This window comes from Halolamina pelagica, assembly GCF_001307315.1.
In the GTDB taxonomy this organism is placed as follows: domain Archaea; phylum Halobacteriota; class Halobacteria; order Halobacteriales; family Haloferacaceae; genus Halolamina; species Halolamina pelagica_B.
The window spans coordinates 114462-141036 of sequence record NZ_LGUC01000001.1 but is presented as its reverse complement, the minus strand read 5'-3'; the positions used below and the strand labels follow the sequence as shown (position 1 = coordinate 141036).

The 26575-nt window shown below is 59.3% G+C and carries 23 protein-coding genes and 3 pseudogenes; 12 read left to right on the top strand and 14 right to left on the bottom strand.

The genetic code is table 11. The annotated features are described in order from the left end of the window. Positions 1-129: 129 nt before the first annotated feature. The 3 genes from glmU to SY89_RS00725 all read left to right on the top strand — a co-directional run bounded on the left by glmU (position 130) and on the right by SY89_RS00725 (position 2433). On the top strand, positions 130-1332 hold the full coding sequence (gene glmU, locus SY89_RS00735; RefSeq protein ID WP_054582745.1) for a bifunctional sugar-1-phosphate nucleotidylyltransferase/acetyltransferase: 1203 nt from the start codon (positions 130-132) through the stop codon (positions 1330-1332). Positions 1333-1724: 392 nt separating this feature from the next. Further along, entirely contained in the window at positions 1725-1949 is a 225-nt protein-coding gene (locus SY89_RS00730) for a hypothetical protein (protein ID WP_054582744.1), read from the top strand. 151 nt (positions 1950-2100) lie between these two features. Continuing rightward, the gene (locus tag SY89_RS00725) at positions 2101-2433 is read left to right on the top strand and encodes a DMT family transporter (protein WP_054582743.1); all 333 of its coding nucleotides are present in this window, start codon (positions 2101-2103) and stop codon (positions 2431-2433) included. A gap of 168 nt (positions 2434-2601) precedes the next feature. Here the strand turns inward: SY89_RS00725 and SY89_RS00720 are convergent, their stop codons facing one another. Continuing rightward, positions 2602-3408, bottom strand: a complete 807-nt coding sequence (locus tag SY89_RS00720; RefSeq protein ID WP_054582742.1) for an undecaprenyl-diphosphate phosphatase — start codon at positions 3406-3408, stop codon at positions 2602-2604. A 102-nt stretch (positions 3409-3510) separates the two neighbouring features. Here SY89_RS00720 and SY89_RS00715 point away from each other — a divergent pair, with 102 nt between their 5' ends. Then, on the top strand, positions 3511-4704 hold the full coding sequence (locus SY89_RS00715; RefSeq protein ID WP_054582741.1) for a sugar phosphate nucleotidyltransferase: 1194 nt from the start codon (positions 3511-3513) through the stop codon (positions 4702-4704). Further along, positions 4705-6504, top strand: coding sequence for a glutamine--fructose-6-phosphate transaminase (isomerizing) (glmS, locus tag SY89_RS00710; protein ID WP_054582740.1), 1800 nt, complete (start codon positions 4705-4707; stop codon positions 6502-6504). It abuts the gene before it with no gap. Between the two features lie 6 nt (positions 6505-6510). On the opposite strand, the gene SY89_RS00705 is transcribed toward glmS, so the two are convergent. From SY89_RS00705 to SY89_RS00690, 4 genes are all read right to left on the bottom strand, one after another. Further along, entirely contained in the window at positions 6511-6936 is a 426-nt protein-coding gene (locus SY89_RS00705) for a hypothetical protein (protein WP_054582739.1), read from the bottom strand. Positions 6937-6996: 60 nt separating this feature from the next. Next, a complete protein-coding gene (locus SY89_RS00700) occupies positions 6997-8097 on the bottom strand; it encodes a DUF4330 domain-containing protein (RefSeq protein ID WP_054582738.1) in 1101 nt (366 codons plus the stop codon). A 74-nt stretch (positions 8098-8171) separates the two neighbouring features. Beyond that, on the bottom strand, positions 8172-9107 hold the full coding sequence (locus SY89_RS00695) for an SDR family oxidoreductase (RefSeq protein WP_054582737.1): 936 nt from the start codon (positions 9105-9107) through the stop codon (positions 8172-8174). 48 nt (positions 9108-9155) lie between these two features. After that, positions 9156-10430 carry a nucleotide sugar dehydrogenase gene (locus tag SY89_RS00690; protein ID WP_054582736.1) on the bottom strand — a complete coding sequence of 425 codons (1275 nt, stop codon included), beginning with the start codon at positions 10428-10430 and terminating at the stop codon, positions 9156-9158. A 116-nt stretch (positions 10431-10546) separates the two neighbouring features. On the opposite strand from SY89_RS00690, the gene SY89_RS00685 reads away from it, so the two are divergent. Genes SY89_RS00685 through SY89_RS00675 form a run of 3 tightly spaced genes read left to right on the top strand, consistent with a single transcriptional unit; the run spans position 10547 to position 14227 of the window. Then, positions 10547-11671, top strand: a complete 1125-nt coding sequence (locus SY89_RS00685; protein ID WP_054582735.1) for a glycosyltransferase family 4 protein — start codon at positions 10547-10549, stop codon at positions 11669-11671. Continuing rightward, entirely contained in the window at positions 11619-13283 is a 1665-nt protein-coding gene (locus tag SY89_RS00680; protein ID WP_144427102.1) for an alkaline phosphatase family protein, read from the top strand. Before SY89_RS00685 ends, SY89_RS00680 begins: the two co-directional genes overlap by 53 nt. Positions 13284-13285: 2 nt before the next feature. After that, positions 13286-14227, top strand: coding sequence for a polysaccharide deacetylase family protein (locus tag SY89_RS00675; protein ID WP_054582733.1), 942 nt, complete (start codon positions 13286-13288; stop codon positions 14225-14227). Positions 14228-14241: 14 nt separating this feature from the next. Here the strand turns inward: SY89_RS00675 and SY89_RS19395 are convergent, their stop codons facing one another. The 3 genes and pseudogenes from SY89_RS19395 to SY89_RS00660 all read right to left on the bottom strand — a co-directional run bounded on the left by SY89_RS19395 (position 14242) and on the right by SY89_RS00660 (position 16874). Then, positions 14242-15072, bottom strand: coding sequence for a sulfatase family protein (locus SY89_RS19395; RefSeq protein ID WP_342764356.1), 831 nt, complete (start codon positions 15070-15072; stop codon positions 14242-14244). Continuing rightward, positions 15039-15566: pseudogene (locus SY89_RS00665) on the bottom strand (sulfatase-like hydrolase/transferase); the annotation flags it as partial. The gene SY89_RS19395 and the pseudogene SY89_RS00665, both read right to left, overlap by 34 nt. A 39-nt stretch (positions 15567-15605) precedes the next feature. Beyond that, on the bottom strand, positions 15606-16874 hold the full coding sequence (locus tag SY89_RS00660) for a hypothetical protein (protein WP_144427101.1): 1269 nt from the start codon (positions 16872-16874) through the stop codon (positions 15606-15608). A 134-nt stretch (positions 16875-17008) separates the two neighbouring features. On the opposite strand from SY89_RS00660, the gene SY89_RS15560 reads away from it, so the two are divergent. After that, positions 17009-17917, top strand: coding sequence for a glycosyltransferase family 2 protein (locus SY89_RS15560; RefSeq protein ID WP_189319083.1), 909 nt, complete (start codon positions 17009-17011; stop codon positions 17915-17917). A gap of 13 nt (positions 17918-17930) precedes the next feature. On the opposite strand, the gene SY89_RS19430 is transcribed toward SY89_RS15560, so the two are convergent. The 6 genes and pseudogenes from SY89_RS19430 to SY89_RS15540 all read right to left on the bottom strand — a co-directional run bounded on the left by SY89_RS19430 (position 17931) and on the right by SY89_RS15540 (position 22649). Next, the gene (locus SY89_RS19430) at positions 17931-18323 is read right to left on the bottom strand and encodes a class I SAM-dependent methyltransferase (RefSeq protein ID WP_189319082.1); all 393 of its coding nucleotides are present in this window, start codon (positions 18321-18323) and stop codon (positions 17931-17933) included. Between the two features lie 14 nt (positions 18324-18337). Beyond that, positions 18338-18676: a methyltransferase domain-containing protein gene (locus SY89_RS16350; RefSeq protein WP_144427100.1), complete on the bottom strand. Its 339-nt coding sequence runs from the start codon at positions 18674-18676 to the stop codon at positions 18338-18340. A 110-nt stretch (positions 18677-18786) separates the two neighbouring features. Beyond that, positions 18787-19728 (bottom strand): alkaline phosphatase family protein, encoded by a 942-nt coding sequence (locus SY89_RS15550; protein WP_204374403.1) that lies wholly within the window; start codon positions 19726-19728, stop codon positions 18787-18789. A gap of 61 nt (positions 19729-19789) precedes the next feature. Next, positions 19790-21241: a flippase gene (locus SY89_RS15545; RefSeq protein ID WP_080506553.1), complete on the bottom strand. Its 1452-nt coding sequence runs from the start codon at positions 21239-21241 to the stop codon at positions 19790-19792. Positions 21242-21320: 79 nt separating this feature from the next. After that, positions 21321-22127: pseudogene (locus SY89_RS00655) on the bottom strand (sugar transferase); the annotation flags it as partial. 303 nt (positions 22128-22430) lie between these two features. Further along, positions 22431-22649, bottom strand: coding sequence for a hypothetical protein (locus SY89_RS15540; RefSeq protein ID WP_394325744.1), 219 nt, complete (start codon positions 22647-22649; stop codon positions 22431-22433). Positions 22650-22716: 67 nt separating this feature from the next. On the opposite strand from SY89_RS15540, the pseudogene SY89_RS15535 reads away from it, so the two are divergent. From SY89_RS15535 to SY89_RS00640, 3 genes and pseudogenes are all read left to right on the top strand, one after another. Continuing rightward, positions 22717-23274: pseudogene (locus tag SY89_RS15535) on the top strand (NAD-dependent epimerase/dehydratase family protein); the annotation flags it as partial. Between the two features lie 670 nt (positions 23275-23944). Further along, on the top strand, positions 23945-25039 hold the full coding sequence (locus SY89_RS16345; protein WP_144427099.1) for a HEAT repeat domain-containing protein: 1095 nt from the start codon (positions 23945-23947) through the stop codon (positions 25037-25039). Further along, positions 25036-26553, top strand: a complete 1518-nt coding sequence (locus SY89_RS00640) for a glycosyltransferase family 2 protein (RefSeq protein WP_080506551.1) — start codon at positions 25036-25038, stop codon at positions 26551-26553. Before SY89_RS16345 ends, SY89_RS00640 begins: the two co-directional genes overlap by 4 nt. Positions 26554-26575 lie beyond the last annotated feature (22 nt).

The window sequence follows — 26575 nt, the reverse complement described above, 5'->3', positions numbered from 1 at the left end:
GCGAGCAGGACGACTGTCGAACAGGTTCCTCCGGAGCTTTGCCTCCGCGGAGACAGCAGGGCTGTCGAGTCCTGTTTCTCCCGCCACTCGAACAGAACGCCAAAGGCGCTGCTCCTCGTCAGCCCGACAATGACTGTCGCCGTCGTCGTCGCCGCCGGCCAGGGAACGCGGATGCGCCCGCTTACCGAGCGTCAACCGAAGCCACTGCTCCCGGCCGCGGGGAAGTCGCTGCTCGAACACGTCCTCGACACCTGTGCCGACCACGTCGACCGCTACGTCGTCGTCGTGGGCTACGAGGGCGACCAGGTCCGCGAGACCATCGGCGACGAGTACGCCGGCTCCCCCGTCGAGTACGTCACGCAGGACGAACAGCTCGGCACCGCCCACGCCGTCGAGCAGGCGGGCGAGTACGTCGACGAACGGTTCCTCGTCCTGAACGGCGACGTGGTGATCGAGCCCGAACTGGTCGCCGCCCTCGCCGAAACCGAGGGGAGTGCGATGGCGGTCAAACCCGTCGCCGACCCGCGGAACTACGGCGTCGTCGCGCTCGACGGCCGGCGCGTGACCAACGTCGTCGAGAAGCCCGCCGACCCGCCGACCGACCTCGCGAACCTCGGCATCTACGCGTTCGAGCCCGACGCGTTCGCCCACGTCGAGGCGACCGAACTCAGCGACCGCGGCGAGTACGAGATCACCGAATCGATCCAGCGTTACATCGACGCCGGCCGTGACGTGACCGCTGTGGAGTACGAGGGGACGTGGCTCGACGTGGGCCGGCCGTGGGAACTCCTCGAAGCGAACGAGTACCTCCTCGACGGGCTGGAAGGGGACGTCCGCGGTACCGTCGAACCGCGGGCGACCCTCGACGGCGCGGTCATCGTCGAGGAGGGCGCTCGGGTCCGCAACGGCGCGTACATCGAGGGGCCGGTTGTCGTCCAGTCGGGCGCCGACGTGGGCCCGAACGCGTACGTCCGCGGGGCGAGCGTGATCGGGCCCGACGTGCGGGTGGGCAACGCCGTCGAAGTGAAGAACTCGATCCTGATGGCTGACACCGCCTGCGGCCACCTCTCTTACGTCGGCGACTCGGTGCTCGGCCGGGACGTGAACTTCGGTGCGGGGACCACGGTCGCGAACCTGCGCCACGACGACGAGTGCGTCCGGGTTCGGGTGAAGGGTGAGTCGGTCGACACGGGCCGACGGAAGTTCGGCGTCGTCGTCGGCGACGGGACGAAGACCGGGATCGACACGAGTCTGAACGCGGGCGTCAAACTCGGTGCCGAGGCGCGGACGAAACCGAACGAGACGGTGACGCGCGACCGGATGAAGGAGTAGCCCTAGAGTTACGTCGGCCGGGGTAGATCGAGTGCCCCCGGAACGTCCTTCGAGCTGTTCGATACTGTCTGACCAGTTCTACGTTCGAGCTGTTCGATATCGCTTGAACAGTCCCACGCCATCGCTCGGTCGACCCGTTTCCCGACCAGCCGACACGGCGATGTGTCCCAACTGCGGCGCCAGCGATACTGCTCGCTCCTGGCTCGGCTCGCACCTGCCCGACTGCTCGCGCTCGGACGGGCGCCACGGTTGCAGTACTCCTGTCCCTCACTCGATCTCGGTATCGGGTACTGTATTGGCAGGTGCGGGCAACGCTCGACTCGCAGTTGAGGAACTTTACCTCCAGAATTTGGCAAAAACGCTATTAGTTCGGCATACAACACGTTACGGTAATGGGTCCCCGAAAAGAGCTCAAAGACAAACTCCGCCGGCGAACAAACCGGGTCGCCGACGCGGACGCGAACGGGACGGCGGCTGTCGGTCTCCGCGACCCGGAGTATTCAGCTGAGGTGTACGCGATGCTCGACTTCGTCGAAGAGGTGGAGCGCGCTTGTCCCGAAGGAATCGAGATTCGAGTCTACGTCAAAGCGCGTCCGAGCGGCGTCGATTTCGCCTGACTCGACGGCTTCCGACCGTGTATTTCTGCCCTTCGATGCGGAAGGCGGGCACGAACCGTACCCTGCCTCCACTACGTTATCTCGTCGGCGATCGTCCCACGTGGCGACAGGTTCCACAACGATCATCTCTGTCGTCGCCGTCGGGCCGCACATGAACCCGTATCTGGTGCTCGCGGGGGCGATACTCTCCGAACTGTTCGGGACGACAGCGCTCAAGCTCTCTGAGGGCTTCGCGCAGCCACTCCCGAGTCTCGGCGTCGTCGTCGGCTACGGACTCGCGTTCTACCTTCTCTCGCTCACGCTGGAGGAGCTCCCCGTCGGCGTCGTCTACGCGACGTGGGCGGCGCTCGGGATCGTGGGCGTCGCGGCGGTCGGTATCGTCGTTTTCGACGAATCCATCGACATCGCTGGCGTGGTCGGGCTGGCGCTCATCCTCGCTGGCGTGTACTGCGTGAACGTCGTCTCCGGGATGTCCGCCCACTGATCGGGGGTGGCGGCCGGCGAGCGTCACTGCGACCCCAGGGTCCGCGTTTCCCGGTACTGCTCCTGTACGAGCGGCGCCTGCGCGGAGCCCAGGCCGAACACCTGACCCCACGGCTCATCAACTAATCCAATTCGTGGAACTTGCCGGTCGCGCGCCTGCCGCCCGACCTCAGATAACCAGCGCGCCGCCGGCGATCGCGAGCGCGCCGAGGCAAACACAGACCGCCCAGAACGGGAGTTCGTCGACGATCCGCAGCAGCGCATCGATCGAGGCGTACCCCGCGACGGCCGCGGCGCCGAGCGCGACCCCCGCAGCGAGTAGCGAGGTGTTCAGTCCCGTGTCGAGATAGCCGAGCAGGCCGCCGCCGACCGAGGCCGGGATCGCGAGCAGGAACGAGAACCGGAACGCCTCGGTGCCCTCGTGGCCACGGAGGAGCAGCGTTCCGGTGGTCATCCCCGACCGCGAAATCCCGGGGAGGATCGCCAGCCCCTGTGCGACGCCGACGAGCACCGCGTCGAGGACCGTCGGCGTCCGACCCGCACCGAGTCGGTCTCGCGAGAGGTACTGGAACGCGCCCGTGAGCACCAGCAGGACGCCGATCAGCGCGATGAACACGCCGCCGCCGAGTTCGGAGACGGCGTCGACGAGCGTCAGGTAGGCGGCGACGCCGACGACGCCCGAGACGAGCGTCCCGATCGCGAGGAAGGTGACCGTCGCCTGCTCGCCCTCGGTGGCGTTGGCCGGTCGCCACGAGGGGAGCAGCGTCAGCACGTCGCGGATGTCCTCGCGGTAGTACACCGTCGCGGCGAGGGCGGTCCCGAGGTGGAGGAACAGTGCGAACGCGACGCCCGCCTCCGGCGATCGGCCGAGCGCGGAGAGGACGATCGTGATGTTGCCCTCGCTGGAGATCGGCAGCCACTCGAAGATCCCCTGGAGGATCCCGACGACGAGGGCGACGACGAGGTCGCGAGCCATACAGCACGCCGGGACGGCGAGGCGTATGATGGTTCTGTTTTTCGCGCCAAAACTGCGCGTATCGAAACAGTAACCTGTCGGGCTGAGAGAGGTAGGTCCATCATGGACGCAGTCGTTCTCGCGGCCGGCGAAGGCGAGCGGTTGGCGCCGCTGACCGAGTCACGGCCCAAGCCGATGCTCCCCGCCGCGAACCGGCCCATTCTGTCGTACGTCTTCGACGCGCTCGTCGCCGCCGACGTGGACTCGATCGTCGTCGTCATCGGCTACGAGCGCGACCACATCCGCGACCAGTTCGGCAATTCGTACCGCGACACGCCGATCGAGTACGTCACCCAAGAGAAACAGCTCGGGAGCGGTCACGCGCTCCGGCAGGCAAAAGGTGCCGTCGACGGCCCGTACCTCGTGCTGAACGGCGACCAGATCGTCGCGCCCGAGATGGTCGCCGACGTGCGGGACGCCTACGAGCCCGGGCGTGCCTTCGGCGCCCTCGGGGCGATCGAGCACGCCGACGCCGCCCAGTACGGCACCGTCTCGATCGACGGCGGGAGCGTGACTGCCTTCTTCGAGGATCCGGCTACTGACGAACACTACACGCTGAACGCCGGCGTCTACGCGTTCGACGAGCGGCTGTTCGACGCGCTCGACGCGACGCCGCGAACCGACGGCGAGCTGTCGCTGCCGTCGACGCTCGAACGGATCGTCGGCGACGGGGACACCGAGTCGATTCAGGCCGTCCGGACCGAGGGGCTCTGGGTCGACGCCACGTACGCGTGGGACTTGCTCACCGTCGCCGAGCGCCTGCTCGACGAGGGCTGGATCGAGGGCGTCGCCCAGGACGACGATGTCTGGGTCGCCGACTCTGCCCGGGTCCACGACTCGGCAGTCCTCCGCCCGCCCGTTGCGATCAGCGCAGATGCAGTCGTCGGGCCGAACGCAGTCGTCGGCCCCGCAACGTCGCTCGGTCGGAACGCGACTGTGGGAGCGAACGCAACCGTCTCTCGCTCGGTGCTGGATGTCGACACCCGCGTCGGGGCTAACGCGTCGCTGCACGAGGTCGTCGCCGGCCGCGCTGTCGATATCGGTGCGGGGACTGTGGCGCCGAGTGGTGTTGCAGACATCCCCGTCGCTGGGCAAGTCGTCGAGGGGCAGCGTGTTGGTGCCGTGCTCGCCGATCGAGTGACTGCAGAGGGGGCCGGGAGCTTCGACCCTGGCGCCATCGTCGGGACAGGGGCGACGCTTGGCGTCGGGACGCACATCACGGGTCGCGTGGATCGAGACACGGAGGTGGTGCGCTGAATGTGCGGCATCATCGGCGCCGTCGGTCGCGGGGACGAGACGCTCGACGTCCTCCTTGACGGGCTGTCGAACCTCGAGTACCGCGGCTACGACTCCGCGGGTGTCGCCGTTTCAGGTGGTGAGTTGTCGGTTGCGAAGCGCTCGGGCGAGCTCGAAGTGCTCGAAGACGCACTCGCGGGCAAGTCACTCCCCGGGAGTGTCGGTATTGGCCACACGCGTTGGTCGACCCACGGGCCGCCGACCGACGAGAACGCCCATCCCCATATGGACTGTACTGACACGGTTGCGGTGGTCCACAACGGGATCATCGAGAACTACCAGTCGATCAAGGAGGAGCTCGCGGCCGCGGGCCACGAGTTCGAGAGCGAGACGGACACGGAGATCGTCCCGCACCTGATCGAGGCCCAGCGCGCCGATGGCGCGTCGTTCGAGGAGGCGTTCCGACACGCTGTCGGGCGACTTGAGGGGAGTTACGCCATTGCGGCCGTGCTCGAGGGTTCGGACACGGTCTACGCGGCCCGGAACGACTCGCCGCTCGTGCTCGGCGTTGCCGACGACGCGACGTATCTCGGGAGTGACGTGCCGGCGTTCCTGGAGTTCACGGATAGGGTTGTCTACCTCGAAGACGGTGAGGTGGCCGAACTCTCCCTCGACGGCTGGGACGTGACGACGCTCGCTGGCGAGTCGGTCGAGAAGGATGTGCGGACGGTCGACTGGGAGTCCGAGGAGACGGGCAAGAGTGGCTACGACCACTACATGCTCAAGGAGATCCACGAGCAGCCCCGGGCGCTTCGGCAGTGTCTTCAGGAGCGCGTCGACGAACTCTCGGGCACGGTGGATCTGGGCGACGACATCGCGGATGCGGTTCAGAACGCCGAGTCGATCCAGTTGGTCGCCTGCGGGACCTCCTACCACGCGGCGCTGTACGCAGCGGAGTTGTTCCGCTCGCAGGGGGTGCCTGCCCAGGCGTTCGTCGCCAGCGAGTACGTCACGTCGCCGCCGCCGCACGACGACGACACGCTCGTCGTTGGCGTCACCCAGAGCGGGGAGACCGCCGACACGCTGAGTGCGCTCCGGGACGCCCAGCGCCGCGGTGTCGACACGCTCGCGGTGACGAACGTCGTCGGGAGTACGGCCGCCCGGGAGTGTGACGGCGTGCTCTACATCCGGTCGGGTCCGGAGATCGGCGTCGCCGCCACCAAGACGTTCTCCGCGCAGGTACTCGCCGTGAACATGGTCGCGGCCGTGATGGGCAACGGTAGTGCGAGTCACGAGTTCGTGAGCGCGCTGCGTGACCTGCCCGGGCAGGTGCAGACGGTGCTCGACGAGACGAACGCGCGGGAGGTTGCCGAGCGGTTCGTCGACTCGGACGCGTACTTCTTCATTGGCCGCGGGTACGACTACCCGGTCGCGATGGAGGGTGCGCTGAAGATGAAGGAGATTAGCTACAAGCACGCTGAGGGCTTCCCGGCTGGTGAGTTGAAGCACGGCCCGTTGGCGCTCGTGACTGCCAACACGCCGGTGTTCGCGGTCGTGACTGGGGAGACGGGGTCAGAGAAGACTGTCGGGAACGTGAAGGAGGTCGAAGCGCGTGACGCACCTGTGGTTGCAGTGACTGATGGACGGACTGACGTTGAGCGGTATGCGGATGAGGTGTTGGAGGTGCCCGAGACCGATCCGCGGCTCGCGCCCGTGCTGGCGAACGTGCAGTTGCAGCTCGTGAGTTACCACGTCGCGAAGCAGCTCGGGCGGAATATCGACAAGCCGCGGAATCTGGCGAAGAGCGTGACCGTCGAGTAAGGGTCGCTACTTCTCGTTTCGCTGGTCGTCCTCTGTCTCGTCTCGCTCTTCCGGTGACTCGGGTGGTTCGAGTAGCGCGATCAGGAGTTGTCCGGGTCGTGTCTCGGCAGCCTGCTCACCGAGGGCGACGACGCCGTTGACGCCACGCTTGAGAACGGACTGCTCGTACCACGGTTTCGTGGTCTCGATTGCCCAATCGAGGATCTTGATGAACGGGCCGACGGTCCAGGTCTCGCGGAGGTCGATGACGATGACCTCCGGTTCGGGTTCGGCGGTTAGCCAGTTGTAGAGCCAGGAGTTCCGGACGGCGTTGGTGACCCAGCGACTGGCCGTCTCCACGGTGCCGATAAATCGAGACTGTTCGAGCCCGCGGCGAATCCCCTCAACTCGGGTGGTGAGCGCCTCACTGAGTCCCGACTTCTCGGTGGCCATCTAGGTTGTACGTTTGGGAGCGGTCGTTTGTTGGTTTCGATGCTGACAGGGCGTCGAGGGCTAGCCGCCGACGCCGACGACTGTCGCCTCGACGGTGATCGTCCCGAGGTCGATGACGACTGTCGAGCCCTGACGGATCGGCTCGCCCTTGAACGTGAGGCCGGTCGTCGTCTCCCGGAGGGTGAGATCGGCTGTGATCGTCACCTTTCGGTTGTACGGGTGATCGACGACGTTGACACTGCCGTTGTCGCCGGTCGTGATGATGACCGAGGGCTCGGTCTCCACGTCGGTGATGCGGGCAGTGGTCGTGTCGCCCGCGCGCTCGGTCATGCCCGGCTGAATGGCGTCGGCGAAATCCTCGCGGACGTCGTACATCTGGAGCGTGACCGTCCGCTCGGTAGTCGAGCCGCGGGGTTCGAGTGTGCCGACGCGCTCGATCTGTCCGTTGAACGTGTAGGTGTCTGCAGGGAGCGTCACCGTCTGGCCTGGTCTAACGGGCGTGTTGCCGAAGCGGCGTTCGCCCGACTGCGTGTACGTTTCGAGGGTGGCTCCGGCGACGACGCGCCGTTGGTTCGGGTCGTTGGTCGCGTAGACGGCGACGTTCTCGACGGTCGCGACGGTGCGCTCGCCGAGCCGGATTTCGTCGCCCTCCGTCACCTCCTCGGCGTCGGCGGCCGACATAGTGTCGCTGATGACGACGTTCGTCTCTTCGGTGGTGAGGGTATCGTCCCCACCGACTGCACGGATGCGGCCGTTGACCTGGTACGTCGACGTGGCGATATCGAGTGCGCGGCCCAGGCGCGGCGGCGCGTTCGCGTACTCGATGCTGTCGCCGCTGACGACGCCACGGAGTTCAGCCCTGACGATGACTCGGGCCTGGTCCCCCTGTGGGGTGAGGTGGACGTCGGTGATCGTGAGCTCGCTCTTCTCGCCCGCGCTGTAGGTGTCTCCCTCGTTGATCGCGGAGACGAGGTAGTCCGGCTGGGTACCGAGATCGAGGGTGACGTTTTTCGTGCCGATGTCCGGTTGTTCGGGTTCGGGCTCAGGCTGGAGGACGAACGCTGCACCTGCGGCGACGACGGCGAGGACGAAGAGGACGACGAGTGCGTCGACGACGTTGACGACGCCGAAGAGGTTGCCGTCGTCGTCAAGCAGTTCCATAGGTTCGATCACCGGTCATGTTGGTTCCGACTGCTCGGCAGAGTGGCAAAATGGTTCCGGAAGGGTCGTCTGGGCTAGGCGTCGCGGTAGAAGGGAATGGTCTGCTTGAGGCCCTCTTTGAACCCGACCTCGGGGTCGTAGTCGAGCATATCCTCGGCTTTCGAGATGTCGGCGTGGGAGTGGCGCACGTCTCCGGGACGCGGGTCGTCGTAGATGGGGTTGATGTCGGTGTCGAGGAGGTCGTTGAGCGTGTCGACGAGTTCGTTGACCGTGACGCGGCCACCACAACCGACGTTGAACGCTTCGCCGGTGGCATCGCCCTCCGCGGCAAGGATGTTCGCTTGCACGGCGTTATTGATGAAGGTGAAGTCTCGGGACTGCTCGCCGTCGCCGTAGATGACCGGGCGCTCGCCGTCGAGCATCAGGGAGATGAACTTCGGAATGACTGCCGCATAGTCGCCGTTGGGGTCCTGACGCGGGCCAAAGATGTTGAAGTACCGTAGCGCAGCCGTGTCGATGTCGTAGAGGTCGCTGAACTGGAGGGCGAGCTTCTCGGTGTAGAACTTCGAGAGCGCGTAGGGGGATTCCGGCTGTGACTCCATGGACTCAACTTTTGGGAGCTGGTCGGTTGAGCCGTAGACGGAGGAGGAGGAGGCAACGACTGCTGTATCGACGTCCGCCTCGCGGGCAGCGTTCAGGACTGTCGCCGTCCCGGTGCAGTTGGCGTCCGTGGAAGTGACGGGATCGTCGACGCTCCGGGGGACCGAGGGGACAGCCGCCTGATGAAAGACGTAGTCGACACCTGCCGTGATTTCTGCCATGGCGTCGGCGTCGCGGATGTCCGCCTCGTGGAAGGAGAAGTCGTCCTTCTCGCGAAGGCCGGTTAGATTTTGTTCGCGGCCTGTCTCGAAGTTGTCGACGCCGCGAACGTCGTAGCCGCGGCCGAGCAGCGCGTCTGCGAGGTTCGAACCGATGAACCCCGCGACACCAGTGACAAGTGCAGTGGGCATACCTCCGAATTCCCCGCGGGCGGGGTTAGTGTGTCGGATTAAAGACGCCTACAATCGAACGACGTGGTCGTCGTCACGGTGGCTGGTCGCGTTCCGGGCGTCGAAGACGAGTGCAGACTCTTCGACGATTCGGTCGATGTCGATTTCCGAGTGGTCCGTAACTATGACGACACAATCTGCGCTTTGGAGACGGTCGTCAGTCAACGGGACCGACTTGTAGGTCTGCTCGCCGACCGTGAGCTCGGGGACGTGCGGGTCGTGGTAGTCCACGGTGGCCTGCCACTCCTCGAGTTCCGTGATGATGTCGAGGGCGGGAGACTCGCGAACGTCTGAGACGTTCGGCTTGTAGGCAGCGCCGAGGACGAGTACGTCGGCATTCGAGAGCGCCGTGCCGTGGTCGTTGAGTTGGTGGACCACGCGGTCGACAACGTGTTGAGGCATCTCTCGATTGACCGTATCTGCGAGATCGATGAAGCGCGTGTCGACGCCGTGTTGGTCGGCTTTCCACGAAAGGTAGAACGGATCGATAGGAATACAGTGGCCACCCAGCCCCGGACCGGGGTAGAACGGCATGAAGCCAAACGGCTTCGTCTCAGCGGCTTCGATGGCGTTCCAGATGTCGACATCGAGTTCGTCAGCGATCTGTGCGAGCTCGTTGATCAGCCCGATATTGACCGCCCGGAACGTGTTCTCGAGTAGTTTGACCAGTTCGGCCTCAGTCGAGGAGTCGACGCGAATGACTTCATCGAAAACGGGCGCGTAGAGCGCTTCCGCGCGGTTGCCACATTCGTCGGTGACGCCGCCAAGGACTTTCGGGATGTCCGTGGGGCCGTACTCCTCGTTGCCGGGGTCGATACGCTCCGGCGAGAACGCGAGAAAGAGGTCGTCGCCGATAGTGGCGCCGTTCTCTGCGAGGACTTCGGCGACGGCTTCCTCGGTGGCACCGGGATAGACGGTGCTCTCAAGGACGACCGTACAGCCATCGCTAACGACTGGTGCGAGGCGCTCAGCAGCGTCGAGAACGTAGGAGAGATCCGGCGTATCGGTTTTGCGGAGGGGGGTTGGGACACAGATTGAAACGCCATCGGCGCCTGCGAGTTGCTCGTACTCGGCCGTGAACGTGATGCCGGCGTCGACAGCTTTTGCGATTTCGTCGTCAGTAACGTCTTCGACCGTCGATTCGCCGCTCCGGAGCGTTTCGACCTTCTCGGCGTCGACGTCGACGCCGACCACGTCGTAGCCCGCGTCGTGCATCGCGAGCGCGAGCGGGAGGCCGACGTAGCCCAGTCCGACGACGCCAACGTGCGTCTGGTCGGTGTGCATGGTCTGTCGGATTCACTACAGTCGTTTGAGAGTGTCGTTACTTCCCGCGGACCGTCTGGGAGCCAGAGATGGAGGCTTAAGTCGGGGGAGTGCATCGCCGGAGGTGTGACTCATCGATGACTCGCCGGCCTCGAGTCTTCCACCTCATCACGCGCCTGTTACAGGGCGGGGCGGAGGCGAAGACGCTCGCCACCGTCCGCGGGATCGACGACTACGAGTTCACCGTTGGCTACGGCGCGGAGTACGCCGAGGAACAGGTGGCTCAGCTCGAGGCCGATGGCATCGACACGAAGCAGTTCCCGTTGATCCGTCACTACAACCCCGTGACTGCGGTGCCCGCGGTGGTGTCGCTGGCACGGTATCTCCGTCGTGAGGAGTTCGATATCGTCCACACGCACAGCACGGAGGCGGGGATCATCGGTCGCTTCGCGGCGGCGCTGGCAGGGGTTCCGAACGTCGTCCACACGGTCCACGGCGTCCCGTTCGCGGACGACCGGAACGACGCGCTGAATCGGTTCGTGCTCGCGTGCGAGCGCCGCGCGGCCGAGCACACGGACCGCATCGTTACGAACGCCGACGTGATCGCTGAGGAGTATCTGGAGCGCGGGATCGGTCGGCCCGAGCAGTACACGACGGTGTACAGCGGCGTGGATCTGGACGCGTTCGCGGACGCAGAGCCCGCGGCGGACTTGCCCGGCGAGCGGCTGCGCGTGGTGATGGTCGGGCGGCTCGCCGACGGGAAGGGGCACGGCGTGTTGTTGGATGCAGTGGCGTCGATGGACGATTTCGAGGGGTCGGTCTGTATCGTCGGCGACGGCCCGCTCTATGACTCACTGGCGTCGGAGATCGAGGAGCGTGGGTTGTCGGATCAGGTGTTCCTGACTGGCTTCCGGGACGACGTGCCGCGGGTGTTGGCGGCGAGTGACGTGCTCGTGTTGCCGTCCTTCCGCGAGGGGACGCCCCGAGTGATCACGGAGGCGATGGCGAGTGGGTTGCCCGTGGTGGCGACGGATATTGCGGGGATTCCGGAGCAGATTGAAGATGGAGAGAACGGGTTCCTGATTCCGACTGGAGATGCGGAGGCGTTGGCGGCACGGATGGGGGAGTTGGCGAGGGATTCGGAACTAAGGGAACGGATGGGGGAGCGAGGGCTGGAACAGGCTGAGCGGTTTTCGGTGGCGTCGATGGTTGGAAAGCTGGATCAGGTATACGGGGAACTACTGGAACAGAATACAGCGTAATGACCTACAGACACAAGGAACACAGACGCTTTGTTTGTCGGAAGGTGAGGAGGAGGAAATGACCACGGTCGTACTCGGGCTGGACGGGGGCTGTTTCGAGCTGATCCAGCCCTGGATCGACGACGGAACGCTCCCAACGTTCTCGAAACTGACTGAAGACGGCGTCGCGTCGGACATGCAGAGCTGTCTGCCGCCGGTGACGTGTCCGAACTGGCAGTGCTACGCTACCGGGACCAACCCCGGAAAGCTTGGAGTGTTCTGGTGGGAAGCTGTCGACCGAGACGCGCGGACGATCGAAAACCGGAGTTCGGCTGGCGACTTTGACGGCACGCACTACTGGCGGCTGCTTGAAGGCGATACCGCGGTCGTGAACCTTCCGACCTCGTACCCGCCTTCGGAAATCGATGGCATCCACGTTGCCGGTGGCCCAGGCGCCGAACAGGCTGGGTACACGCAGCCCGAATCGCTAGAGGAGGAACTACGAGAGCGATACGACTACGCAGTTCATCCTGAGAAGATGTCGCTGTTGTCCGGCGACAATCCGGACAACGAGTGCGTCCCCGAGATCTACGACTTGATCGACATGCGATTCGACGTACTGGAGGATCAGCTCGAGAGCGGTGAGTACGAACTCATCCACGTGACGGTGTTCTACCTGAACGTGCTCCAGCACTTCTACTGGGACATGGATGTCGTGAAGCGGGCGTGGGAGCGCATCGACGAGCGCGTCAGCCAGTTGTTAGAGATGCAAGAGTTGGAGAACTTCTTCGTGATGTCCGATCACGGATCGAACGGGATCGAGACGACGTTCCGCGTCAACACCTGGCTCGAACAGCATGGCTACCTCCAGACCGAATCGAGCATCAGCGATTACCTCCACAGGGCGGGCATCACGCAGGAGCGTGTTCGTCCGATTCTGGCGAAACTGGGTGTGGAGTGGTGGGCGCGACGACTCCTCCCAGAGCGCGTACAGATGCTCCTCCCCGACGAAGAGGGCTCTGTCGACAAGAGCGGAAAAGCCGACGTGATCGACTGGGAGAGTTCACAAGTGGTCGCCAGTGGGCAGGGGCCGGTGTACGTACTTGCGGACCATCCACAGGAACGCGAGCGCATCGTCGACGAACTCGTCGATGACTTGGAGGGAATCACGGACCCGGACGGGAATCCGGTGTTCGATCAAGTGCTACGTGGAGAGGACGTGTACAGTGGTCCGTACGTCGATCGAGGCCCGGACGTCGTCCTCGACCAGGCTGCCGGCGTCCACATCGAGGGGAAGATCGGCCACGACGGCGCCTTTGGATCGCCGAGCAAGTGGCACGGCGAGAACAAGGACACGGGGATGTTCATCGCTCATGGCCCGGAAATCGACGGGAACGAATCGCTTACCGACATGCACATCCTCGACATCGCGCCGACACTGCTGCACCTGCACGGCGGAGGTGTGCCCGAGCGGATGGACGGCGACGTCAAGCGGGAGCTGTTTGCTGCGGAGTCGGAGCCTGCGAACCGGGAAGTCCAGCGCATCGACGCCGAGGACATCGACAGCGCGGAGTCACGAACTGTCGAAAGTGATGTCGCCGATCGACTCGAAGATCTTGGGTACATGGAGTAGCCATGGACGACGACACGGGCGTGTTCACGATCTCGCTGGACACGGAACTCGCGTGGGGGACCTTCGACAAAGGCAACGTCGAACGCTACGAGGAGGCGTATCGAAACACGCCCGAAGTGATCGACCAGCTGTGTGACCTTTTCGACGAGTACGAGATCCCGGCGACGTGGGCGATCGTCTCCCACCTGCTGGAAGACTGCGGCAGGGATCATTATGATCGAACGTCCCCGAATTTCGAGTGGGTCGACGACTGGTTCGGCGAACTGCCGTGTGCGAGTGGAATGGACGAGGAGCTGTGGTACGCACCGTGGTTGCTCGACCGGATTCAGGAGTGTGAGACGGAGCAAGAGATCGGTCTGCATGGTTCGACGCACATGCAGTTAGGCGCCGATGGTTGTTCGCGGCAGCATGCCGAGGAGGAGATCGGCGCAGCTGTGGGGACGTTGCGGAAACACGGCGTGGAGCCGAAGAGCTTCGTGTTCCCGCGGAATGATATCGGCCACGTCGACGTGCTCCGGGAGTACGGGATCGAAGCGTACCGAGGGCTGGATGCGCGCTGGTACGAACGTGGGTGGGTTCCGGGCGTAGTGAAGCCGCCGTTGCGGTTCGCCGACGAGGCGGCACGTCTGCAGCCACCTGTGGTCGAAGCTGTGGAACGTGGCGGTATCGTGGAGGTTCCCGGGTCACAGGTCTTTCGACCTTCGCACGACGGGTGGCAGTATGCGTCGGGCGAGAGCAGTATCGCGCGGGCGAGGAAGGGGTTGGAGCGTACGGCTCGAACGGGTGGGGTGTTCCACCTCTGGTTCCATCCGTTCAATCTGGGGCACGAGCCAGAGCTGGATTTGGCGCGATTCCGTGACGTGCTCGAGACTGTGACCGAGTTCGTTGAGCGAGGCGAGATCGAGTGTCGGCCGATGCGAGAAATCGAGGTTGCGGGCCCCTGACGAGGAAGGCTAATTCACTTGTACCCCAGTGCACGGAGACGCTCCTCGACGCCTTCATCGTCGTCGAGATCGGGGACGTCGACACCTTCGGATGTCGCTTCGATTTGTTCGAAGCGGTCGTTCAGTCGTTCTCGGAACCGCTCCACCGTCTCGGGATTCTGCCCAGAGACGTCGTCAGTTTCCTCGGGATCGGTGGACAGATCGTAGAGGTACTCGTCGTCGCCCTCCCCGTCGTAGAGGTACTTCCAGTCATCAGTTCGGAACCCGAGCCGCAGATAGTCTTCCCCGCGAACTTCCTTTTCGGTTAGGACCGCGTCGTAGCTCGGGTCTTGACCCCCAATCACCGGAAGCAGGGATTCGCCTTCTAAGCGTTCGGCCATCGCGTCCGAGAGGTCAGTGTCCGCGAGATCGAGGAACGTCGGAAGGACGTCGACGGTGCGAACCATCGTGTCGACGGTCTTGGGTTGGTCGATTTCGACCGAGTCGGGGAACCGAATCAGTAGGGGCACTCTCGTGAGCTCGTCGTACGGGAGATTCTTGTGGCCGTACAGGCCGTGTTCGTCGAATTCGTCGCCGTGGTCGCCGACAACGACGACGGCGGTGTCTACCAGCTCGCCGCGTTCTTCGAGTCCGTCGAGGAAGTTTCCGATCTCCCGATCGAGGTACTCAACTTCCTTGCGGTAGTTCGTCCAGAGCTCCCCGTGCTCCTCCGGGGTAACCTCCTCGGGGCGTTCACGGCTGCTTTCCGCCAGAGTCGCTCGGCACGGAACTTGTTCCGGTAGCCGAAATCGCCACCAGGGAGGTATGGACCGTGGACGTCCATGTACTGCGTCCAGAGGAACCACGGGTCGTCGGTCGAGGTGATCCACTCTGTGAGGCTCCGATTCACCTTCTCCGCGGGGAGGTACGGCGTGCGCCGAAGGATGCGTGCGGCCTTATTCGCGTAACGGAGCAGCGAGTCCGGCGCGTTGTCCACGAGCCCGTCCGGGTCGTAGGGAAGGATGTTCTCCTCGAACGTGTCGAACCCGCGGTCGAAGTTTCGAAGTCGGGAGACGTTCGGGTTCGAGTGGATCGCACCCGTGGTGTAGCCGTTCCGCTGGAACTGTTCGGCCATCGTCGGCTGGGATTCTTCGAGGTACCAGTGGCCGCCGTAGTCCAGCGGGTAGCGGCCAGTGAGCATCGCCGTCATCGAGGGCGCGGTGCTGATCCCTTGGGCGAAACACCGCGTGAACGAGACTGCGTCCTCGGCGAGCTCGTCGAGGGCCGGCGTGTCGAACTCGTCGTCGGCGACGGCATCGTACCGTAACGAGTCGACGACGAGAAAGAGGACGTTGGTCATGTGGTGTGGTCTAGCTAGACTGCAGTAAAATGGCTTGTGTCATTGTGTCGGCCACCGAACGTCGAATTCGACGTTCGAGAGTCCGACGACGGCGAGGAGGAGAAGGATCGGGATGAACTGGATCCGTCGGCGCACGGCAGCACCGTAATTCATCTCGATGATCGAGTACGTGACGACGCCAGTCAGGAAGTAGGAGAGAAGAAGTCCGAGGTAGTACGGCTTGTCGTGGAGTATTGCGATACCCCGTCGGACGAAGAACGTCGCAGCGAGTAGCGCGAGGGCACTCATCCCGACGAACAGTTCTGTGATGCTCTGGATATGCCACGGGAACGGCGTGTACAGGAAGTACAGAACCTTCATCGGTGCATAAAGAATTACGTCCAGCCAAGTGTCGTAGTGGAGCCCCATCAGGTACACGGCGTCACCGTGAGCACGGCCGTACGCGAACGATTCGAGCGCCGCAGGGGAGAGCGTGGAGCCGTGGCCGGTGAACGTCTCGAAATTGAGGGCGAAGAACGCGAGGAACGGGACGGAAAAGAGTGTGAGCCCAGCGAGGTAGTAGGGCTTATCGCGGCTCTTACCGAGGCTGACGAACCCGACCATCGCGACGATCAGGACGAGGTTCTCCTTGCGAAGCGCGAACGTCGCGGCAGTCGCGAGAAGTGCGATCGTGACAGTCCGCAGTGTAACGGAGTCGAGCCATTGGACTGCAGCCCACAGGAACGTCAGCATCACGACGACGAGAACGATCTCTCGCTGAATCACGACCGACCGATAGACGATCGTCGGCCAGAAGAGGACGATCGAGGCGGCGAGTACGGAGGTCCGGTAGTCGGCAACGTGGCGTGCGAGCTCGAAGACGAGATACCCGACGAAGAGACTGACGAACGCGATACCGATACGGCCGGCGACGGACGAGTGGCCCAGTACGACGTAGAACGGGGCGAGCAGGTGCGCCATCACGACGCGCATGATGGTGGTTTCTCCTAGAACACCTGCGAATTGACCGTTGGTCCAAGCAGTTGCGAGAGCGATTGCACGTCGGTTGTGGCCCGTAGAGATTGGGACCGTTGGAAGAAACCCGGCGAGCGAGTCGACGACGACGAACGCAACTCGAAACAGGAATGCTCCGGAGAGAACGGTCAAGAGGTAGTTATTCAACCGGTATGCTGCGACGCTAACGATAGCAGCGAGGACGGCGACAAACGAGACCGTGAGTTCAATTGGAAGTAGTACGAGGAGCGCGAGTGTACAAACTGCGGACGCAGCGAGTGATATGAGCCTGTAACTGAGCTTGAATCGATACACGTTATTCATTTTGTACCTTGAAAGAGATCTGTATGCGCTTATCGTGGACGAACTCGAGAAGGTTTCGGTGACAAATAATAGATCTGGTTTCAGTGGTCGAAGTACCTATTACGTGCGGTTGAAATATTTGTGATGTGGCCAGAGTAACCGTTATCACTCCGACATACAATAGAGAGGAGACTTTGCCACGGACTATCGAGAGTGTTCTTTCTCAAACGTTCGAAGACTTTGAATATCTTATAATTGATGACGCCTCAACAGACGATACGGAAGCGGTAGTCAATAGTTATGATGATGGTCGGATCAAATACATCAAGCATGAATCGAATATGCGGCAAGCTGCTGCGAGAAACACGGGTCTTGAGGAGGCTAACGGAGAATATGTCGCATTCATAGATTCCGACGACGAATGGCATCCGAGAAAACTAGCGGAACAGTTGTCCGTAATTGAGGAAAGAGATGATGAGTGGGTAGGGGTGTATTGCGACAGTACAACGTTAAGGACTTCCCGGATTAAAGATATTATAACACGGCTATTTCCATATGAGATACGACGGGAAGGGAGTGAAGAACTCATGCGAGAGATACTCGCTATGCAGGGGAATATTTCGGCAGGTTCTAGCCTACTTGTTCGGACCGATATTGCGCGTGATAAAAGAGGATTTGATGAATCATTGCCACGCCATGAAGATATAGACTTCGTACTCCGATTGCTCCAGAACGGCAAGTTGGCCTACGTTGATCAGGAGCTCGTCATTGTTCATGAATCGCCAGACCCTACGGCAGAGTTGGTTGAAGAGTCTAAAAAAGTGCTTTTAAATAAATTTAACAATGAAATAAAAAGGGTTGAATCTGAAGGCTACCCTGTAAGGAAGTACCACCGATTCCACCTCGCTAGATGTCACCTTAGAGATGGGAATATTCGAACTGGTATAGCATATCTGCGAGGATCTAGAGCATCTAATCCACGGCAATACCTCCGACTTTGTGTAGCAGCAATCCAAGGAGGAAGAAAGAGATTATTCAATGTCTTCCTAGATTAAAACCTACTATATATTACAATTTATTCTCGGCGATAATAACTTGGAATCGGTGAAGTTTTGGGATGAATTTGGGGACCACTTGTTTAAGTGTATCAAGGACCCGGTTAGAATGGCTATTCATATTGAATGATGTGTATTTTGCCTCAGATATCTCTAACTGGGTGTGGTTGAGAAACTCTAGGAGTTCCTTTCGAGAGTATTCACGGACATGTCCCATATGCCCTAATGTCTCCAATTTTCTGTATTGTGAATAGGAACTCATGATTCCCTGTCCAGTCAAAAATCTGAATACATTTCCGAGGTAGTAGAGATTTGGAGTGGTGAAAATCAACTGGCCAGATGGCTTGAGTACGCGCTCTATCTCTTCTAATGCGTGAATAGGGTCAATTCTAAGGTGTTCAAACACCTCACTAAATAGGATTAGGCTAAATTCATCATCTTGAATGGAAATTCTTCCCTCTCAATGTCACATTCTCGGATGTCTAAATCAAATTCATCAATAAGATCCGACCGATCCGGATTATGGTCAATTCCTGTCACCGGAAATTCGAGATTTGAGAGGGCAGCTGTTAGATGATAAGGCATTGCGCCAATCTCTAAAATCCTACCTTCGGTGTGTCGCTCGGTAATCATCTGTAACAGTGCACGATATCGAGGCTTTTGGTAATGGAAGTAATTATCTTCCCATTCTTGTAACCCATCGTTGACTCCTCCCAAGGAGCCCTCTACTTCCTGTAGAGATGCATCAATCGAAGTCATGGACTAGAGTAACGATTACAGTATCATTAATATGTCTTTATACAGGGATCTATCTAGTTTCAATCTTTATATTTGTAGTAAGTGTATTTGTATTAATATTCTCAAGTAGTCTATTCAGTTTTATACCCAAGATTGCGTAGTCTCTCGTCTACCAAACCAGAGTCTATATCTTCCCCTGTATCTCTTCGATCTGTCGAAATTTCTCGACGCTCGCCTTTTGTATTCTCCAACCATGGAATTTGGATTACAGGATCGTCATATAGGCCTCGTGGATGGCCATATTCTCGAATCGGAACCGGCGAAGCACGTTCACCGACGTAATTCCCATGGTCAGAGGTCACAACACGCTTACCAGATGTTGAACGAAACAGATCTTTAACGTGTTTAACAACATACTTCAGATTCTCCAAATAGATCTCCCAAATATCTTGTTGCGATATAGATAATTGACCCGTGAATTTCTTTCCCCAGACGTTTTCGCCATCTGGTCCTCCTCCTTCCTCGTCAATTTCGCGCAAATGATCCTTGTCAAAGGAGGTGCTTGACGGAACAAATGGGTAGTGTGGCTGCATATAGTGAACCACGATTCGCTTGTTCGGGAACCGATTGTGGGCTTCAATTGCGGCCTCGGTCATCGTTTCGGCGAGAACGGTTCCCGTCTCCTCGTCCCACCCCTCGTTTAGCCAGACGTTGATTGTCTCATGGAGAGAAATATTCCAACTCTCCCGATTCCGCTCTAGTTGTGGATTCGCCGTGACGTAGACCGTATCGCGGAGATCAACTCCGTCAAAGTTTGCTGAAAGCCATTCTACCGTCGCTGAGGCTTTCGAGAGTTGTGAAGACAAATCGCCTTCGATATTGGCTACTTCCTCAAACATATCGTATCTGCACGCGTCAAGCACGACCAGTGTGTCCCAGTCTTCTTCGAAGACAGCGATACCTTTTGGATACTCAGATCGCATCCCGGCACGGCGGTGGTAGGCCCTATTGATTCCACGAGCGAAGAGACGCGGATTCCGAAGTGCTCGAAGGATACGCTCTGAGGTATTCATGAGTGATCATTACCTCGGACAGTTAAAAGGCGGACGAATCATTTTGCAGATCAGGTTTTGTTCAATTGATCGCTTCTATTAATATCTCATCCTCATCGGTGAGTCCGAACGACCAAAGGGTAGCGACAAAAATGAGAATGGCGATACTACCTCCAACGACTAACTGAATATAACCGGGCGCAGGTAGTAACTTTACCAATGAAAGAGCAAGGGCCGCTCCCAGAATGGCGAAAGCCCCACGCCAGTATTCTCGTGAGTAGGGTTGTATCCCGAGTAGTAACCACACCTGTGCTAATCGAAGGAGATTCAGAATCGAAAATGACACACCGGTCGCAATAGCTGCACCGATAATTCCATACGATTGAATCAGAACTATATTAAGTGCGAAATTCAGCACCGCGGTGATAGTAGTATTTACCACCTGCAAACGCTCATATCCAGTCATCATCAATAGATATCCAGCTGGGCCCACAGTTGCAGCGACACTCTGCCCGATCGCGAGAATGACGAGTGAAATCTCCGCCGATTGAACTGTCGTCCCAAAAATAGAGAGAATTTGTTGGCTGTACACTAGCACATATGCTAAGCCGAGTACGGTTAGGTACGTCACCCACTTCGTCACCGCTGTGTACAAACGATTCAGTCGCTCATGCTGCCCTGATTTGTGAAGGCCCGCTGCAATAGACGGAAATATTGAGTTCATGGACTGAAGAACTACGATGAGCAAAACGGATGTCTGATATGCGGCTTGGTACCACCCAACTGATTCTGAAGACACGAACACTCCGAGGACAAGAATATCCGTCCATGAGACGAGATACTGGATACTTGCAACGAGCGTGAGGGGTATCGAGAATGCGAAAATTTTTCGATATTCAAAGACAGGTTTGATGTCTAATCGAAGTGCATTTTCTTGATGAAGGAAAAAAATCGCAAGCACAGCACCGATGAGTATTGACAGTAAATAGCCCACAACCAGAACTGAGAGGTCTGAGACTACGAACGCCGCAATAGCCATTAACACTAGTGCGGCGATAGACTGGCCGAAGTCACGGATATACACAGAATACTTTGTTTCCTTCAGCCCGTACGTAGCGTTCACACCCACCATCATGATAGCAATAAGAGGGATTCCGAGAATGAATAGTGCTGTCGTGGCATGAAACGTCGTCCCAACGAGCTTCTCGGTCAAACCCTTCCCGAAGTATAGAACTACAGCAATTACTGTACCGACTACGAACGGGGTACCGAGACAAAGAAGAATCGTCCCAGATACCCGTGCTGGATCGTCGTTATCCCGGTAGATTGGAATGTACTTCTTCGCCGCATTGTCGAGTCCTACACGTGCAAAAACACCGCCACCTTTCATGATCACCATCCCGAAGGCGAATATCCCGAGAGCCTCTACCCCGAGGCCGCGCGCGATGACGACATTGAAACCGTAGCGAAGAGCGCGACCGATCAGGCCGCCGAGAAACGAGATTGAGACGAGCTTAGTAATACTATCTCGCATACGATCAGATAATGGGAAACGAGAAGCCTCTGTAGTTATATCTCTTGTTTCCGGTTTTGGAGACAAACAACGCTGCTTGTTAGCTTTGGATAGTCTCTGCCACGTCGATACAGACTTTCCACACCTGCCGAATAACCAACTTCACGTCCAACGTGAACGACTGCTCTTTCACGTACTGTAAGTCGTACCGCAGCTTCTTCCCCGGCTCTGCCCCCGTCACGTCGTTCACCTGCGCCAACCCCGTCAGTCCGGGCTTCACGAACCATCGTTTCTGCCAGTCAACCACGCCAGTCTCGATGTCCGAGTCCAGCTCCGGCCGCTCCGGCCGCGGTCCGACCACGCTCATGTCGCCCTTCAGCACCGACCAGAGCTACGGGATCTCGTCCAAGTGCGTCCGTCGCAGCACGCGCCCGACGCGCGTCACACGCGGATCGACGCCGCCTTCATCCTCGTCACTGATTTTTGCCCCTGTCCCCTCCTCGGCGTTCTCGACCATCGACCGGAACTTGAACACGTCGAACGTCTCGCCGAACACCGCAGTCCGCTCCTGCTTGTACAGCACCGACCCGCCGTCGTCCAGCTTGATCGCCACTGCAACCCCGAGGATCACCGGACTCAACAGCACCAACCCCACCACGGAGAACGCCACGTCGAACCCGCGTTTCAGCACGTAGTCCTGGATGTCCCACGTCTCAACGTCCACGTCCACCAGCGTGCCCACATCCGACCCGGCGGTCAGCACCTGGTCCGCGTGATCCCGGTGCACTTTCGCGTCGACGCCGTGTTCGAAATACGCGTCGAGCGCGCCGAAGAACTCCGCGTGGTCGGTGTGCTCGAACGCCAGCACTACCGTGTCGATGTTGTATTCGACAAGCACGTCATCGAGGTAGACATCACGTTCCTCGCGCGTTCGACACCCTCCGAAGAAAGCAGAAGTATCGATTCTGGATTCTAGCACTTACCTAACAACTGTGAGGTGTCTACTCGTTCATCGACCTATAGTTATATCCTCCAGGACTGAACTTGTTGAACGATGATCTCCTCCTCCCACCCCACCGTGTCGAGTGTTTCTAAACGTAAATCACTCCCTCGTACTGAATACAGACCGTACGAAAAACATCAACCTCACACCCCACCGTGTCGAGTGTTCCTCGGGAGGCGTTCAAAACGCATTCCGATACGCGTCGGCCTATTCGATCGACTCAGTCAGTTCGACGACTTGCCGCGGGAGAGCGAGCCCCTCGAAGTCACTAACTACGTTGGCGACGAGGTCAAGATCGACAGCGAACTCGTACTCGTAATACTGGCCACCGGAGCGACCTTCGTTCCGGGAGTGGCGGTCGAGGATACCGAGCATCGCGAGATCTGCGAGGTGGTCGTGTATCCGACGTCGAACTAGTGGATCAATGTCTGACTGTTCGGCGATGGTGCGATATCGTGGATAGATATCTCTGACGCGGAACGGTCCGTTCGGCTCGAGCGTCGCAATCTACGGCGAACCCGAGTCACTGCCCATCTCCGAGGAAGACGCCAAAACCCCCACCTCGCCGTACGGGATCGACAAGTGGACCGTCGACAGGTACGCACAGGTCTACAACGACCTCTACGACACGGAGACGGTCGCCCTCCGCTACTTCAACATCTACGGCCCGCGCCAGCGCGGTGGCGACTACGGCGGCGTCATCAGTATCTTCCGCGACCAAGCACTTGCCGGGGAGCCGATCACCGTTGACGGCGACGGCTCGCAAACGCGGGACTTCGTCCACATCGACGACGTCGTCGACGCCAACCTCCTCGCCGCCACAACAGACCACACGGGAGCGGCCTACAACATCGGCCGTGGCGAGAAAACGAGTATCGCCGAGCTCGCAGAGACCATCCGGGACATCGCCGATACCGACTCCGAGGTCACGTACACGGAACCACGCCCTGGCGATATCGAGGAAAGCGTCGCGGACATCTCGAAGGCCGAAGAAGAGTTAGGGTTCGAACCGACCGTCTCGCTTCGGGAAGGCCTGAAAACGATACTGTAGCCTAGGGCTCACCAACCCCCGAGTCCACATTGGTGAATTCTGCCACACAGACAGTTTCGCTATGCTGTATGGACAGTACGTGCTCACGTTGTGGACCCTGTAGCGCACCCGATAACCTCCGGAACGCCACACCACTAACCTAGGGCGCGGACGGCCGGTGTTCAGATACAGACTGAAAGTGGCTGGCCGCCTCGGCGTTCCGGCCGGTATTCCTGGTGGTCTGCGGAAATGGAAGATTTCCGGGCGCCCGAAGTGGCTCGCCACTTCGGGGGATCGGGAAAGTGAGGCGTTCGCTGTGTGGCTTTGCCGCCTGGCTGCTGGAGAGAGTGCTAAGAGGAGCGTATAGCGCCTTTCTGCATGACGAGAGAGTTTCGCTCTCTCGAACGACAGCGAGTCGCGGGGTCCAGACAGCCGCGGGCTTCAATTGTTCTCACCAAATCCACCGCTGGAAACTGCTTATCTGAGCACGATTCTCCGTAACCACACAAAGTCTTTTTACCTAACGTATCATGACTAATCAGCATATGACATCTAGATATGATATCACTCTACCTGATTCCTCACCGAGTCAAATGACACTGCTCGCTGCCGATGATGGAGCTTCCATCTCTATGAAGAAGCCGTCCAGTCCCAGGATAGCTGCTGAACAAATTGAACCCAACTTGGCTTGATGCAGGTACCCAGCATCGGCCTGAGTCCCGTTGTCCTCGCGATTGTTGGTTTGGCGTTTCTGCTTCTGTTACTAGAGGCTTTCACGATTGGATATGCATTCCTTCGCCGAGTTCAAGAGCGGCGCCAGGAATCCATTGAGCAACCGATCCGGGAACGAATCCTGGAGATTGTTCGGACCGAGCAACCCCCTTACGACGCGTTTATCTCGGGGCTCTCCCAGAGAGAGTATACCGCAGCGACGAGGGAAACGCAGGCGCTTATAGGGCAAACCTCTGGAACAACTGCAACGAACCTCCGAACGCTTGGCAAAGAGCTTGGGATGCACGAAACGGCAGTGAAAAAGCTGAACGGGAGCGATCGGATTGATCGACTACATGGGCTAACCACACTGTCGCTTCTTCGCCACCCGCCCTCAGCAACAGATGTTCGTGCTCAATGCCTTGAAAATGCGGTCCTCAGAGGAGCCGGCGCCAACGCACTTGCGTCAGCGGGAACGGCACAGGGATATCGAGAGGCTCTCAATGTCCTCTATCACGAATCTAGTAATCGGCTATCAGTACTTGGGATGGAGACGGTTGACAGCATCGGGCGGGACAAACCCGGATTACTCTTGGATGAGCTAACCGACAAGATGGCCGATACTAGCGAGAGAGAGCTTGTTCAGACACTTTTGGTTTTCGCTGAACTGGAGATGGATGGCGAGCCTGTTGATGGCCTCCCGCAATGGATTACAACAGCCCTCGCTGCGGAAAATCCCCGAGTTCGGGCCGCCGCAGTAGCTTCGCTCAGGTGTTTCAATCCGGGGATAGCACAATACTCCACGGTTGCAGTATCCAATGCGATAGTTGATTCAGCACCATCGGTACGGAGGGCTGCGGCACAGACTGTCGATAGCTGGGCGAATAATGAAATGTTGCTTGCGGAACTAGCGGACCAGCTCGCAACCGAGCCAGATGAACGCGTTCGCCAGAGCATCGTCACAACACTACTCAGTCATGGCCACCGACCACAGCGGCCACTTCCAACCGCTGCGATGGAGTCGTGGAGTTGGAGAGCGGCCCTTACTGATATCCAAGCAAGGGAACATGCATGATCGGCGTCAGTTCGGGGTTGCCAATTGAGACCGTGATTGGTGGGGATGTATTCACCTCAGTTACCCCCGGCGTCATTCCATTGTTATCCCAACTCACAATCAATCTAGCAGCAGCGCTCGGAGACGCAATTAGGTTGTTTGGATGGTTCGCAATCGCACTATACCTCCTCATCAACGCTCTGTATTTTGTAATCCACACAGCCGCGTTGCCACGATTGCAGACCGAACACCGGTTTTCCCAATGGAATGAGCCATACGAAGCCATGGACTCTCCATTTCTGCCGGGGGTAGCCGTCATTATTCCCGCGTACAACGAAGAGGAGGTTATCCTCGATTGTGTTCAGTCGTCGATTTTACTCGAATACAGCGACCGGGAGACTGTTGTCGTAAACGATGGCTCGGATGATGAAACGTTGGCTGTCCTCATTGAGGAGTTCGATATGCAACCGATTCCTACAGACTGTCCAATCGATTTCCCAACCGAACCAGTGCACGACGTGTATCGGTCTACCACAGACACCGATCTCTACGTTATTGATAAGGACAACGGGGGCCGAAGCGACGCGGTCAACGCTGGCGTGTGGTTCACCGATATGGAACTCTTCTGTACTATTGACGCCGACACCATACTTGATAAAGCGGGTCTCTCAGAGGTCGTCAAGCCATTCCTGCGGAATTGGGGGACGGTGATTGCGACTGGTGGCACTGTGCGAGTCGCAAACGGTACGCCAGTTGATGAGGGGGAGATCGAAGAGCCCGAATTTCCGAGAGGTTTCCTCCCCAGCGTGCAAGTTCTCGAATACCTTCGGTCATTTTACTCCGGGCGTATTGGTCTTGACACACTGGAATCGCTGATCATCCTCTCTGGAGCCTTCGGTGTCTTCCGTACGGACCTTGTCCGGGATATCGGCGGATACCGGACTGACACCCTCACGGAGGACCTTGACTTGGTGCTTCGGTTACATAAAACGATGATCGATTCGGGTGAGGATTACGAAGTATCATTCGTCCCTGCTCCGGTTGCATGGACTGAAGTGCCAGAGACCCTCTCCGTTTTCGTTGCTCAGCGCCGCAGGTGGTATAACGGCCTCTTGGAGAATCTCATCACGCACCGGGAGATGATGTTTAACCCAAAATATGGACCAATCGGGCTCTTTGCATTGCCATTTTTCCTTATTGCAGAAGCGATCGGGCCACTCGTCGAAGGGATCGGCTATGTGCTCCTCCCCATAGCAGTTCTTCTGGGGATTTTTGAGCCGGCATCGTTCCTCCTATTTTTCACCGTGACCAGTGGTTTCGGCATCTTCCTCTCGTGGTATGCGACGTACGGCGAGGTCTGGACATTCCGCCGCTACCGGAAGGTGAGTCAGGTGGTACAGTTGATGGTGCTCGGCGTGCTCGAGAACGTCGGCTATCGACAGCTTCGGACGTTCATCAAGATAACAGGTCTCCCTCAGTTCGTCCGAGGAAACACGGAGTGGGGAGAAATGGTTCGTGAAGGATTTGATGACTGAGACTGATTTTGAGGCCTCGACG

Coding starts and splice junctions, on each gene's coding strand:
- glmU (WP_054582745.1), top strand. CDS start 130: ATGACTGTCGCCGTCGTCGTCGCCGCCGGCCAGGGAACGCGGATGCGC.
- SY89_RS00730 (WP_054582744.1), top strand. CDS start 1,725: ATGGGTCCCCGAAAAGAGCTCAAAGACAAACTCCGCCGGCGAACAAAC.
- SY89_RS00725 (WP_054582743.1), top strand. CDS start 2,101: ATGAACCCGTATCTGGTGCTCGCGGGGGCGATACTCTCCGAACTGTTC.
- SY89_RS00720 (WP_054582742.1), bottom strand. CDS start 3,408: ATGGCTCGCGACCTCGTCGTCGCCCTCGTCGTCGGGATCCTCCAGGGG.
- SY89_RS00715 (WP_054582741.1), top strand. CDS start 3,511: ATGGACGCAGTCGTTCTCGCGGCCGGCGAAGGCGAGCGGTTGGCGCCG.
- glmS (WP_054582740.1), top strand. CDS start 4,705: ATGTGCGGCATCATCGGCGCCGTCGGTCGCGGGGACGAGACGCTCGAC.
- SY89_RS00705 (WP_054582739.1), bottom strand. CDS start 6,936: ATGGCCACCGAGAAGTCGGGACTCAGTGAGGCGCTCACCACCCGAGTT.
- SY89_RS00700 (WP_054582738.1), bottom strand. CDS start 8,097: ATGGAACTGCTTGACGACGACGGCAACCTCTTCGGCGTCGTCAACGTC.
- SY89_RS00695 (WP_054582737.1), bottom strand. CDS start 9,107: ATGCCCACTGCACTTGTCACTGGTGTCGCGGGGTTCATCGGTTCGAAC.
- SY89_RS00690 (WP_054582736.1), bottom strand. CDS start 10,430: ATGCACACCGACCAGACGCACGTTGGCGTCGTCGGACTGGGCTACGTC.
- SY89_RS00685 (WP_054582735.1), top strand. CDS start 10,547: ATGACTCGCCGGCCTCGAGTCTTCCACCTCATCACGCGCCTGTTACAG.
- SY89_RS00675 (WP_054582733.1), top strand. CDS start 13,286: ATGGACGACGACACGGGCGTGTTCACGATCTCGCTGGACACGGAACTC.
- SY89_RS16350 (WP_144427100.1), bottom strand. CDS start 18,676: ATGACTTCGATTGATGCATCTCTACAGGAAGTAGAGGGCTCCTTGGGA.
- SY89_RS15550 (WP_204374403.1), bottom strand. CDS start 19,728: ATGAATACCTCAGAGCGTATCCTTCGAGCACTTCGGAATCCGCGTCTC.
- SY89_RS15545 (WP_080506553.1), bottom strand. CDS start 21,241: ATGCGAGATAGTATTACTAAGCTCGTCTCAATCTCGTTTCTCGGCGGC.
- SY89_RS16345 (WP_144427099.1), top strand. CDS start 23,945: ATGCAGGTACCCAGCATCGGCCTGAGTCCCGTTGTCCTCGCGATTGTT.
- SY89_RS00640 (WP_080506551.1), top strand. CDS start 25,036: ATGATCGGCGTCAGTTCGGGGTTGCCAATTGAGACCGTGATTGGTGGG.